The sequence below is a fragment of the Amycolatopsis sp. N2S4-7 genome, assembly GCF_058119595.1.
Map to the genome: position 1 here is coordinate 5,046,821 of NZ_CP172299.1, position 12,123 is coordinate 5,058,943.

General features: G+C 72.1%; 9 protein-coding genes. 4 read left to right on the forward strand and 5 right to left on the reverse strand.

What is annotated here, in order from left to right; all coding sequences use genetic code 11:
- Positions 1-41: 41 nt before the first annotated feature.
- The 3 genes from secA2 (at position 42) to ACH54P_RS23380 (ending at position 4,789) form a co-directional block, all read left to right on the forward strand.
- Positions 42-2,381 (forward strand): accessory Sec system translocase SecA2, encoded by a 2,340-nt coding sequence (secA2, locus tag ACH54P_RS23370; protein ID WP_489916085.1) that lies wholly within the window; start codon positions 42-44, stop codon positions 2,379-2,381.
- A gap of 75 nt (positions 2,382-2,456) precedes the next feature.
- A complete protein-coding gene (locus ACH54P_RS23375; RefSeq protein ID WP_489916087.1) occupies positions 2,457-3,008 on the forward strand; it encodes an RNA ligase 1 family protein in 552 nt (183 codons plus the stop codon).
- A 59-nt stretch (positions 3,009-3,067) separates the two neighbouring features.
- Positions 3,068-4,789, forward strand: coding sequence for an NAD+ synthase (locus tag ACH54P_RS23380; RefSeq protein WP_489916089.1), 1,722 nt, complete (start codon positions 3,068-3,070; stop codon positions 4,787-4,789).
- Here the strand turns inward: ACH54P_RS23380 and ACH54P_RS23385 are convergent.
- Both ACH54P_RS23385 and ACH54P_RS23390 read right to left on the reverse strand, forming a co-directional pair.
- Positions 4,786-5,400, reverse strand: coding sequence for a VOC family protein (locus ACH54P_RS23385; RefSeq protein WP_489916091.1), 615 nt, complete (start codon positions 5,398-5,400; stop codon positions 4,786-4,788). The genes ACH54P_RS23380 and ACH54P_RS23385 overlap by 4 nt on opposite strands.
- A 7-nt stretch (positions 5,401-5,407) precedes the next feature.
- Entirely contained in the window at positions 5,408-6,739 is a 1,332-nt protein-coding gene (locus ACH54P_RS23390) for a S8 family peptidase (protein ID WP_489916093.1), read from the reverse strand.
- A gap of 100 nt (positions 6,740-6,839) precedes the next feature.
- On the opposite strand from ACH54P_RS23390, the gene ACH54P_RS23395 reads away from it, so the two are divergent.
- Positions 6,840-7,373: a methylated-DNA--[protein]-cysteine S-methyltransferase gene (locus ACH54P_RS23395; protein ID WP_489916095.1), complete on the forward strand. Its 534-nt coding sequence runs from the start codon at positions 6,840-6,842 to the stop codon at positions 7,371-7,373.
- Positions 7,374-7,494: 121 nt separating this feature from the next.
- On the opposite strand, the gene ACH54P_RS23400 is transcribed toward ACH54P_RS23395, so the two are convergent.
- The 3 genes from ACH54P_RS23400 to lysX form a co-directional block, all read right to left on the reverse strand.
- Positions 7,495-8,085, reverse strand: coding sequence for a DinB family protein (locus tag ACH54P_RS23400; protein WP_489916097.1), 591 nt, complete (start codon positions 8,083-8,085; stop codon positions 7,495-7,497).
- 71 nt (positions 8,086-8,156) lie between these two features.
- On the reverse strand, positions 8,157-8,729 hold the full coding sequence (locus tag ACH54P_RS23405) for a hypothetical protein (protein ID WP_489916099.1): 573 nt from the start codon (positions 8,727-8,729) through the stop codon (positions 8,157-8,159).
- 64 nt (positions 8,730-8,793) lie between these two features.
- Positions 8,794-12,117 carry a bifunctional lysylphosphatidylglycerol synthetase/lysine--tRNA ligase LysX gene (lysX, locus tag ACH54P_RS23410; RefSeq protein WP_489916101.1) on the reverse strand — a complete coding sequence of 1,108 codons (3,324 nt, stop codon included), beginning with the start codon at positions 12,115-12,117 and terminating at the stop codon, positions 8,794-8,796.
- Between the last annotated feature and the right edge of the window lie 6 nt (positions 12,118-12,123).

Sequence of the window (12,123 nt, forward strand, 5' to 3'; positions counted from 1 at the left end):
TGGTGGAGGCCGGTCGAGCGAGAGAGAACGGGAGACCAGGGGTGGCAGCACTGATCAGCCGGGTGGGCAAGAGGCTCCGCCGGATCATCCAGCGGCCGGGCAGCGTCGAGCTGACCCGCTACGAAGCACTGCTGCCCGCGGTCGAGAAGCTCGAACCCGAGCTCGAGAAGCTCTCCGACGAGGAGCTGACCGAGCGGGCGGGCAAGCTTCGCGAGACGCTGAAGGACACCGCGTTCGGCGACGACCAGCTGATCGAGGTGTGCGCGCTGGGCCGCGAGGCCGCCCGGCGGGCACTGGGCGAGCGCGCGTTCGACGTGCAGGTGCTGGGCACGATGGGCCTGCTCACCAAGCACGTCGTGCAGATGGAGACCGGTGAGGGCAAGACGCTCGCGGGCGCCCTGGCCGCGGCCGGGTACGCGCTGCGCGGAAAGCGCGTTCACGTCGTCACGGTCAACGACTACCTGGCACGACGCGACGCCGAGTGGATGGGGCCGGTCTACGCCCTGCTCGGCGTGTCGGTCGGCTGGGTCGAGCCGTCGCACTCCCGCGAAGAGCGCCGCGAGGCCTACGCCAAGGACGTCACGTACGGCGCCGTCGCCGAGATCGGCTTCGACGTCCTGCGCGACCGGCTGGTCACCCACGTGGACGACCTGGTCCAGCCCGCCCCCGAGGTCGCGATCGTCGACGAGGCGGACTCGGTGCTGGTCGACGAGGCCCGCGTCCCGCTGGTGATGGCCGGCTCGATCGACCACACCGACGCCGACGAAGAGGTCGCGAAGGTCGTCCGGCGGCTGCGGCTGGGTCTGCACTACGAGACCGACAGCGAAGGCCGCAACGCCTGGCTGACCGACGCCGGTGCGTCCGTCGTCGCGAAGTCGCTCGGCCTGGAGGTCGACGACCTCTACGGCGAGACGGCCTCGGACCGGCTGCCCGCGGTGAACGTCGCGCTGCACGCGCACGCGCTGCTCACCCGCGACGTCGACTACCTGGTCCGCGACGGCAAGGTGCAGCTCATCAACGCCGCCCGCGGCCGCGTCGCCGAGCTGCAGCGCTGGCCGGACGGCCTCCAGGCGGCCGTCGAAGCCAAGGAGCAGGTCACCGCGACCGACCGCGGCGAGATCCTGGACTCGATCACCGTCCAGGCGCTGCTCGCGCGCTACCCCGAGGTCGCGGGCATGACCGGCACCGCGGTCGCCGTCGCCGAGCAGCTGCGGGAGTTCTACGAGCTCGAGGTCGCGGTCATCCCGCCGAACACCCCGAACATCCGTGAGGACCTCGAGGACCGGATCTTCGCGTCGCCGTCGCAGAAGCTGCGGGCGATCGAGGAGGAGATCCGCACGGTGCACGAGACCGGGCGGCCGATCCTCGTCGGCACCCAGGACGTCGCCGAGTCCGAAGAGCTGGCCGAGAAGCTCGCGAAGGTCGACCTCGAGTGCGTCGTGCTCAACGCGCGCAACGACGCCGAAGAGGCCGCGATCATCGCCGAGGCCGGCAAGAAGGGCGCGGTCACCGTGTCCACGCAGATGGCGGGCCGCGGTACCGACATCCGGCTGGGCGGCACCGACGGCGCCGACCGCGACGAGGTCGTCGAGCTCGGCGGCCTGCACGTCATCGGCACCGCGCGGTACCCGTCGAGCCGGCTCGACGGGCAGCTGCGCGGCCGCTCCGGCCGCCAGGGCGACCCGGGCAGCGCGATCTTCTTCGCCAGCCTCAACGACGAGCTCGTGCTGTCGAACGCGCCGGACGTGCCCGAGGGCATCACCGACGACGAAGAGACCGGCGAGATCACCGACCCGGCGGCGCTGCGGCAGCTCAACCACGCCCAGCGCGTCGCCGAGGGCGTCGACCTGGAGATCCACCGCAACACCTGGCGCTACACGCGGCTGATCGAGCGGCAGCGCGGCGACCTGCTGGCCCACCGCGACAAGGTGCTTCGCACCGGGTACGCGGCGGAGCAGCTGGAGAAGGCGCACCCGGAGAAGTTCGCCGAGCTGAAGGAGAAGCTCGACGACCAGGAGAAGCTGGAGCAGATGTGCCGCGAGGTGCTGCTGTTCCACATCGACCAGCTCTGGTCCGACCACCTGGCGTACCTGACCGACGTCCGCGAGAGCATCCACCTGCGGGCGCTGGCGCGGGAGACGCCGCTCGACGAGTTCCACCGCGCGGCGATCCCGGAGTTCCACAAGATCATCGGCGAGGCGAACTCGCGGGCGGCGAAGACCCTCGAAGAGGCGGAGCTGACCGACGAGGGCATCGACCTCGGCGACGCCGGCGTGCGGCGGGCGAACACGACGTGGACCTACCTGGTGCACGACAACCCGTTCGACTCCGACTTCGAGCAGACCATCAAGAAGGTCCGGAGCATGATCAAGCGGAAGTAGCCTTCTTCGCGAGGAGCCCCCGTCCGGTTCGCCGGGCGGGGGTTTTTCGGTTGTGGCGCCCGGGAGGATGGGGACATGCGGAAGATCCCGACGCTGTTCCGGCGCGACCCCGAAGACCTTCGGCGTGTCACGCGCGAAGTGCACCCCGCGTGCCAGTGGGTGCTCGACGGCGAGGGCGTGCCCACCCGCAAGTACGACGGCACGTGCGTCCGGCTCGACGAGTCCGGGACCTGGTGGGCGCGGCGCGAGGTCAAGGCGGGCAAGACCGCGCCGGACGGGTTCGAAGCCGTGCAGACCGACCCCGAAACCGGGAAGACCGTGGGCTGGGAGCCGGTCGGGCAGTCGGCGTTCGCGAAGTTCTTCGAAGAGGCGCAGGAGCGGCTTTTCGGCGCGGCGCCCGGCACCTACGAACTGTGCGGGCCGAAGGTCAACGGCGATCCGGAGCAGCTCGGCGCGCACCGGCTGGTCCCGCACGCGACGGCGCAGGAGTTCGCCGGCGTCCCGCGCGACTTCGACGGGCTGATGGCGTGGCTGCTCGCGCACCCGGAGTTCGAGGGCATCGTCTGGCACCACCGGGACGGGCGGATGGCGAAGCTCAAGCACCGGGACGCGGTCGCGTCGACCTAGCGTGGCATTTCGCCCACATTCGCTCGGCCGGGCGGGTGGCCGTGCGCCAGAATGGCGGCATGCCGCAACTGCGCATCGCGCTCGCCCAGGTCAACCCCACCGTCGGCGACCTCGACGGCAACGCCGACCTGCACGTCTCCTGGACCCGCCGGGCCGCCGAGGCCGGCGCTCACGTGGTCGTCTTCCCCGAGATGTCCCTGACCGGCTACCCCGTCGAGGACCTTTCGCTGCGCAAGACGTTCGCCGCCGCCTCCCGGCAGGGCGTCGAGTCGCTGGCGCGCCGCCTGGACGAAGCCGGCTGCGGCGACGTGCTGACCTACATCGGCTACCTCGACCTCGACGAGGCCGGCCCGCGCGACGCGGCGGCGGCGCTCTACCGCGGCGAGGTTGTCGCGCGGCAGTTCAAGCACCACCTGCCCAACTACGGCGTGTTCGACGAGCACCGCTGGTTCAAGCCGGGCACCACGCTCGACGTCGTCCGGTTCCACGGGCTCGACATCGGCATGGTCATCTGCGAGGACATCTGGCAGGACGGCGGCCCGATCTCGGCGCTCGGCCGGGCCGGGGTCGACCTCGTCGTGGCGCCGAACGCGTCGCCGTACGAGCGGTCCAAGGACGAGCAGCGGCTGCCGCTCATCGCCCGGCGCGCCGCCGAGGCGGGCGCGCCGCTCGTCTACACCAACCAGATCGGCGGCCAGGACGACCTCGTCTTCGACGGCGACTCGCTGGTCGTCACCGCGGACGGCACGGTGGTCGCGCGGGCGCCGCAGTTCGTCGAGCACCTGCTCGTGCTGGACATGGACCTCGCCGCGGGCGGGCACGCCGGCGACGGCGAGCTCGAGGGCCTGCACGTCCGGCGCCGCGTGCTCAGCGAGGAGCCGCTGCCCGCGTACGAGCCGACGGCCGAGCCGGTCATCAGCGAACCGCTGTCGGACGAGGCCGAGGTGTGGTCGGCACTCGTGATCGGGCTGCGGGACTACGTGCACAAGAACGGCTTCACGTCGGTGACCTTCGGGTTCTCCGGCGGCATCGACTCGGCGGTGTGCGCGGCTTTGGCCGCGGACGCGCTGGGCGGCGACAACGTCTACGGCGTCTCGATGCCGTCGCAGTACTCGTCCGGCCACTCGAAGGACGACGCCGCCGACCTGGCGCGGCGGATCGGGGCGCACTACCGGGTCGAGCCGGTCGAAGACATGGTCCGCGTGTACGTCGAGCAGCTTTCGCTGACGGGCCTGGCGGAGGAGAACATCCAGGCGCGGACGCGCGGCATGCTCCTCATGGCACTGTCCAACCTGGACGGTCACCTGGTACTGGCCACGGGCAACAAGACCGAGCTCGCCGTCGGGTACTCCACGATCTACGGCGACGCGGTCGGTGCCTTCGCCCCGATCAAGGACGTCTTCAAGACGCACGTGTGGCAGCTGGCCCGCTGGCGCAACGACATCGCGGCCCAGCGCGGCGAGACCCCGCCGATCCCGGAGAACTCGATTTCGAAGCCGCCGTCGGCGGAGCTGCGGCCGGGCCAGATGGACTCCGACTCGCTCCCGGACTACGCGCTGCTCGACGACATCCTCGACGACTACGTCGAGGGCGACCGCGGCTACGCCGACCTGGTCGAGGCGGGGTTCGAACCGGAGACCATCGACCGCGTGGTGCGGATGGTCGACAAGGCCGAGTACAAGCGGCGCCAGTACCCGCCGGGCACGAAGATCACGTTCAAGGCGTTCGGCCGCGACCGGCGGCTCCCGATGACCAACCTGTGGCGCGAGGGCAAGGCCTAGCTCAACGCGACCTGACGGCCTTCCGGCGTCCGCAGGGCGGCGGTCAGGCCGGCCCGGTCGGCGCGGCGGACCAGCAGTTCCAGGCCCAGCGCGTCCGTCACCGCGAGGACCGAGTCCGGGTCCGGGTGGGTGCCGGTCACCATCAGCAGCGGCAGGGACGGCAGGCCGCGCGTCGTGGGGTGCGGGGTGGTGCCCCAGTCGATGAGGAACGGCGTCAGCGCCCCGGGCGCGCTCGGCGGGGTCAGCCGCCAGCGCAGGGTTTCGCCGTCGCCGGTTTCGCGGGACATCTCGATCGGGTCGCCCGGGTCGAAGCCGTGGGCGCGGGCCGCCGCGACCGTCGCGTCGAGGTCGGTCGTGCGGACCGCCCACGCCACCAGCGCGGGCTCGGTCAGCTCGTCGATGCCGAACGGCCGCGGCCCTTCCGGTTCGGGCTGGTCCGGGTCCGGGCCGATCACCTCCAGGTACATGCCCGCGCCGAGGTCGGCGAGGTGGTTGGCGGTGCCGAGGCCGACGTGGCGGCCGCCGGGCGCGGGCGTCACCCCGGTGAGGGCGGTGACGCGGGCGACGGCGTCGGCGAGGTCCGGTCCGGCGTAGACGAGGTGATCGAGCACCGCGTCATCATCCCGCGCCGACCGCGGTCGCCGCATCGACCATTCCGTGGCCGTAGTAGGTCGTGCCTGCGGTTGTCGGCTGGCAAGTGGTGTCGGGGCACGGCAACGGCGTCGCCGTCTCGTAGAGGGCACGCTTGATCCGCTCGGCACCCCAGTTCGGGTGCTCGCTCGCGATCAACGCGGCGACGCCGCTCGCGTGCGGCGCGGCCATCGACGTCCCGCTCGCCGACCGGTATTCGCCGTTCGGCCAGGTCGACCAGACGCGCGCGCCGGGCGCGGCGACGCTGATCCGGGACGCCGAGTAGTTGGAGAAGCTCGCCTTGAGCAGCTTCTCGTCGAGCGCGCCGGTGCCGACGACGCCGGGCAGCTCGTGCGGCAGCCGGGTGCAGGTCGGGTCGATCCGGCGCTCCACCGGGGTGCTGTCCGCCGGGCTCTCGCGGTCGACCGAACGCGTGTCGAGGTTGATCCCGGCGTTGCCGGCGGACGCGACCACGAGGACGTTCCGGCGCTGGGCGTACGCGACCGCCCGGCCGACGGCGAGCTTCGCCGCGGCCTGGTCGGGCTGGTCGTCGCAGTTGTAGCGCCACGGGATCGAGCGGTAGCTGTTGTTGGTGACGGCGAAGCCGTGCTCGGCGGCCCAGACGAATCCGCAGACCATGCTTTCGGCGGTCTCGGTGTCGTCGAGCTCGGCCAGCTTCACGGCGGCGATCCTCGTGCCGGGCGCGACCCCGACGGCGCCGGTTCCGTTGCGGGCCGCGGCGATCGTGCCCGCGACGTGCGTGCCGTGGCCGTCGAGCGTCGGCCGCCAGGCGCCGGGGCTCCGGTCCGCCCAGCCCGACAGGCAGGAGACCGAGTCCTTGGCGTCGAAGGCGCCGGTGAGTTCGGGGTGGGTGTCGTCGACGCCGACGTCGAGCACGCCGACGACCGTGCGTTTGCTGCCTTCGGTGACTTCGTGCGCTTCGGGGAGGTGCAGGGCCGAGACGTCCCAAGCCGTCCCCTCCGGCGGGACCAGCCCGGAGTTCGGTGAGCCGGGACCGGTGTAGCGGACGTCCTTGCGGGGCGCGAAGAACTCCTTCGGGATCTTCGCGGTGCGCGTTGCGCCGACGGCGTCGATTCCGGGTGTGCGTCGCACCTTCGCAGCGAAGTCGTCCTTCGCCGTGTACGCGACGACTACGCCGATCTGCGGGTAACTCGCGACGACGGTGCCGCCGGCCCGTTCGACCGCCCGCTCGGCCCACCACGTGTGCGCCGGGCCGGCGTGCGTGACGACGACGTGCGGCAGCACCAGCGGATCCGCGGCCGCGGGGGTGGCGATCAAGCCGAGCAAGAGTGTGGTCACCAGGATCAACCGCCGCACGCGTCCTCCTCCGAATCCGCCCAAACCGAACTTAGCGATCATTCTCGGCGGCGGTACCCCTCTTCGGTCGTAGGCTGGCGGGATGACAACGGGCTTCACGGTGTTCGACACGGCGATCGGCGTGTGCGGGCTCGCGTGGCGCGGGGACGTCGTCGTCGGGACGTCGCTGCCCGAGGGCAGCGCCGCGCGCACCCGCGCCTGGCTGGTCCGGCGGTTCCCGGACGCCGTCGAAGGGACGCCGCCACCGCCGGTGCGCGCCGCCGTCGACGGGATCGTCGCGCTGCTGGCCGGCGCGCGTCCCGATCTGGCCTCGGTCGAGCTGGACCTTTCGGGGGTGCCCGAGTTCCACCGCCGCGCGTACGAGATCGCGCGGACGATCCCGCCCGGCCGGACCCTGACCTACGGCGACATCGCCCACCGCCTCGGGCAGCCGGGTTCGGCGCAGGCCGTCGGGCAGGCCATGGGGCACAACCCGTTCCCGATCATCGTGCCGTGCCACCGGGTCCTCGCGGCCGGCGGCAAGGACGGCGGATTCTCGGCACGGGGTGGCGTCGGGACGAAGCGCCGGATGCTGGTGATCGAGGGCGCGCTGGCCGACGAGCAGACGCTGTTCTGAGCCCCGAGGTGTGCTTGGACAGGCATCACGCGTGATTGGCGAGGCATCCCGTGTGCTTGGAAGGGCATCACGCGTGATTGGCGGGTCGACTCGCGGCGGGCGGCCGCGAACCGAAGCCGGGTCAGGCTGGTTGGGACTCCGGGGTCCAGGGCTTGATCCACGGGGTCTCCGGCCAGCCCTCGGCGGCCGCCATCAGGGGCATGGCCGTGCCGCCGTCGATGTGCTCGCGGATGATGTCCGCGTGGCCCGCGTGGCGGGCCGTTTCCTGGATCAGGTGCAGCAGCACCCAGCGGACCGACCAGGCCTCGACGTCCGGCGGGAACCACGGGACGCCCTTGGGCACCGGGACCGGGCGGCCGAGGTCGTCGATCCGCGCGATGACGTCGGCCGTCCGCGCCGCCACCTCGTCGTAGCGGGCCAGGACGCCCGCCAGGGTCTCGTCCGGGCCCAGCCGGTACGCCGACGCGTACTCCGCCATGCTCTGCTCGAACGGCTTCTGGGGCAGCTGCAGCACGGTGTCGAGCCAGCCGTCCTCGGTGCTGGCGACGTGCTTGATCAGCCCGCCCACCGACAGCGTGCTGTTCGTCGGCGTGAGTCTCGCCTGCTCGTCCGTCAGCCCGTGTGCGGCCAGCCTGAGCACGTACCGCTGCTGCTCCAGGAACCGCAGCAGCCCGTCACGCTCGTCGGCCACCGGGGGCACGTTTCCCGCCATGTCGATCCTCTCCTCCAGGGACACTGCCGTGATCGTCCCATCCGGCACCGACAATTCGGGCGCGAATCCGCTCAGCCGCCCCGATGCGCGTGACGGGGGGCCGGCTTGATGAACGCGTACGCGCCGCCCATGCCGAACAGCACCGCGCGCACCACCAGCTGGAGCCGCGTGAAGACGCCCTCGGCGGTGTCCAGCTGCCGGGCGAGCACGACGGCCAGCCAGGTCGCCATCACCAGCACGAGACCGGCGACGGCGAGCGCCCGCCAGCCCGGCGGCCACCACAGCGCGAGGCTGATCACCCCGACCGTGAGGACGACGCTGAGCAGCGACGAGATCAGGTGGCTGCGCTCGGGGTAGGCGGCCTGGAGCAGCACGACCAGGCCGAAGGCGCTCACCGAGATCGAGCTGAGCCGCGCCGACCACTGGACCGGCCCCAGCCGGTGCAGCGGCGGCCCGGCCAGCACGAACGCGACCCCCGACACGGCGAGCAGGACCCGGAACACCGGCGGGCCGGCCAGCAGCGCGTCGACCGGGTCGTGCACCGGCGAAACGCCCGTGGGCAGGAAGAACTCCAGCACCCAGCCGGAATACGCGAGGACGGCCACCCCCATCAGGAGAGCCGAGGCGATTCGAGCCGTGCGCACGAGGCTCACAGTAAGCGACCCCCCGCGCCTCGGCCGTGTCGCCGTGACCGGGTCGACCGAGTCGTTATGCCTGCGGACGGACGAAGGGGAAAAGGACCGTCTGGCGGATGGACGCACCGGTGAGCATCATCAGCAGCCGGTCGACGCCCAGGCCGAGCCCGCCGGTGGGCGGCATGCCGTGCTCCAGGGCGAGCAGGAAGTCCTCGTCCAGCTCCATCGCCTCGACGTCGCCGCTGGCCGCACGCAGGGACTGCGCCTCCAGGCGCCGCCGCTGCTCGATCGGGTCGGTCAGCTCGGTGTAGGCCGTGCCGACCTCGGAGCCGAACGCGATGAGGTCCCAGCGCTCGGCGAGCCGCGGGTCGGAGCGGTGCTGCCGGGTCAGCGGCGAGACGTCGGTCGGGTAGTCCGTGTAGAACGTCGGCAGCACGGTCGCGCCCTCGACGAGGTGCTCGAACGCCTTGAGGACGAGGTCGCCGTGGCTCGGGTCCTCCCCCACCGGCACGCCCGCGGCGAAGCAAAGCCGGCGAAGCTCGGCCACCGAGGTGCCCGAGTCGACCTGCTCCCCGAACACCGCCGAAACGGCTTCGTGCACCGGGACCACCGGCCAGTCCCCGGAGATGTCGTACTCGACGAGCTTCCCGTCGGCGTCCGGCCTTCGGACGACCTGGGCGCCGTACGCCGCTTCGGCCGCGTGCTGGACGAGCTCGCGCGTCAGCGTCCTCATCGTGTCGTAGTCCGCGTACGCCTGGTACGCCTCGAGCATCGTGAACTCGGGGTTGTGGGTCGCGTCGACGCCTTCGTTGCGGAAGTTGCGGTTGAGCTCGAAGACGCGCTCGACGCCGGCGACGCACAGCCGCTTGAGGTACAGCTCGGGCGCGATCCGCAGGTACATCCGCATGTCGTAGGCGTTGATGTGCGTGACGAACGGGCGGGCGTTGGCGCCGCCGTGCACCGTCTGCAGCATCGGCGTCTCGACTTCGAGGTAGTCGGCGTGGTGCAGCCGGTCGCGCACCGCGCGGACCACTGTGGACCGCAGCCGGAGCATGTTGGCCGAGTCCGGGTTGACGGCGAGGTCGAGGTAGCGCTGCCGCACCCGCGTCTCCGGGTCGGTGAGGCCCTTCCGCTTGTCCGGCAACGGGTGCAGGCACTTCGCGGTGACCGTCCACTCGTCGACGAGCACCGAGAGCTCGCCCCGCTTCGACGTCACGACCTGGCCGCTGACCCCGACGTGGTCGCCGAGGTCGACGCCGGTCCGCCAGCGGGTGAGGTCCAGCTCGCCGGCTTCGAGCATCAGCTGGATCTCGCCGCTGAAGTCCTTGACGCGCGCGAAGCAGAGCCCGCCGAGGACGCGCATGGCCAGCACGCGCCCGGCGATCCGCACCCGGTGCCCGGTGGCGGTGTCCGGGGCGAGGCCGCCGAACTTCCGGACGACGTCGCCGATGTGGTCGTCGCGGCGGAACCCGACCGGGTACGGGTCGATGCCGGCTTCGCGCAGCTTGTCGAGCTTCGCGATGCGGACGCGGACCTGCTCGGGCCGCCGCACCGCCTTCGCCGCCGGGACCGCCGCCGTGTCTTCGATCTCCTTGACGCGCGCGACGAAGCCCTCGCTGACCGTCTCCAGCCGCAGCGACCGCGACCGGCCCGTCGGGACGAACCCTTCGAGCGCCCCCGCGACGATGCCGACGCGCGGCAGCCGGCGCGCCGACTTGTAGCAGAGGAACCGCGGCTCCCACTCCGGCCCGTACTTGGCGTTGGACCGGTACAGCGACTCCAGCTGGAAGAACCTCGACGCGACGCTCAGGATCCCGCGCCAGGCCCGCAGCACCGGGCCCGCCCCGATCCGCTCGCCCTCGGAGAACACCGCGCGGAACATCGCGAAGTTGAGCGAGATCCGCTGCGCGCCGAGGTGCTGCGCGGCCGCGACAACCTCGGCGATCATGTACTCGTTGAGGCCGTTCTCGGCGTCGCGGTCGCGGCGCATGAGGTCCAGCGAAAGCCCGCGCCGCCCCCACGGGACGAACGACAGCAGCCCGCGCAGCTCGCCGCGGGCGTCGTAGGCCTCGACCATCACGCTGCGGCCGTCGCTCGGGTCGCCGAGCCTGCCCAGCGCCATCGAGAACCCGCGTTCGGTCTCCGCGCCGCGCCAGGCCTGCGCCCGGGCGAGCAGCTCGGTCATCTCGTCGTCGGGGATCTCGCCGTGCCGGCGGACCCGCGAGGTGTAGCCGGCGCGCTCGATCCGCTTGACAGCCTGGCGCACCGAACGCCGCTCGGGCCCGGCGAGGCTGAACTCACGGACGTCGAGCACCGCCTCGTCCCCGATTTCCAGCGCGCGCAGGCCGGCATCGGTGTACGCCTTCGCGCCGCGTTCGCTCGCCCCGAGCACGCCGGGGGTCCAGCCGTAGGTGCGCGTCTCGTCGAGCCACGCGCGGACCGCGTCCGGCCACGCCTCGGGGTCGCCGACCGGGTCGGCGCTGGCGACGCTCGTGCCGCCGAGGACGCGGTAGGTCACCGCCGCGCGGCCGTTCGGCGAGAAGACGACGCTCTTGTCGCGCCGGGTGGCGAAGTAGCCGAGGGAGTCGTCCTCGCCGTACTGGGCGAGCAGCTCGCGCACGCGAAGCTCTTCGCCGTCCGTCCGCAGACGGCGGCTGCGCACGCCGCGGAAGAGCATGTACAGCGACGCCGTGACGACCGCGGTGGCGCTGAGGTCGATGAGGACGTCCAGCCAGCCCGGCCCCTCGCCGACGCCGATCCGGCGCAGCGCCAGGTTCTCACCCGTCGCGTGGTTGACGACCCAGGCGAAGCGCTCCCAGGTGTCGCCGAGGTGCCCGGGGAACGCCTCCGCCAGCCCCCAGCCGACCAAGATGACCAGGGCGAACCCGCCGAACAGCATGGTCAGGCCGTCGCGCCAGGCGCTCGGCGCGAGCCGGGCCGGGAAGGCCGGGCGCAGCACGAGCAGGAACACGATCAGCCCGATCGACAGCACGTCGGCCACGGTGAGGGCCCACAGCTGGACGGGGATGTGCCGCACCTGCTTCGACCCGAGCGACAGCAGCTCGGGCGACCACAGCAGGGTCGCCTGGAGGGCCAGGGTGAGCAGCAGGCCGCCGACCTGGAACAGCACCAGCGTGTACAGCGCCGCCTTCTTGCGGCGGCGCAGCGCGCCGCCCAGCACCACCAGGAGCAGCACCATGACCAGGCTCGCGCTGGTCGGCACGCTCAGGCTGGAGAAGGCCATGTCGATGCCGTTGAGGAAGCGCCCGTGCGCGCCGTTCGTGAACAGCAGGAGCACCGAGAACACGGCGGCCAGCTGGACGACGGTCGCGACGATGCCGCCCGCCTTCGCCTTCCAGGCGGGAACGCGCGCACGCGTGCTCGCGAGGTTTCCCATCGTTGT

Coding starts and splice junctions, on each gene's coding strand:
- ACH54P_RS23375 (WP_489916087.1), top strand. CDS start 2,457: ATGCGGAAGATCCCGACGCTGTTCCGGCGCGACCCCGAAGACCTTCGG.
- ACH54P_RS23380 (WP_489916089.1), top strand. CDS start 3,068: ATGCCGCAACTGCGCATCGCGCTCGCCCAGGTCAACCCCACCGTCGGC.
- ACH54P_RS23395 (WP_489916095.1), top strand. CDS start 6,840: ATGACAACGGGCTTCACGGTGTTCGACACGGCGATCGGCGTGTGCGGG.
- ACH54P_RS23400 (WP_489916097.1), bottom strand. CDS start 8,085: ATGGCGGGAAACGTGCCCCCGGTGGCCGACGAGCGTGACGGGCTGCTG.
- lysX (WP_489916101.1), bottom strand. CDS start 12,117: ATGGGAAACCTCGCGAGCACGCGTGCGCGCGTTCCCGCCTGGAAGGCG.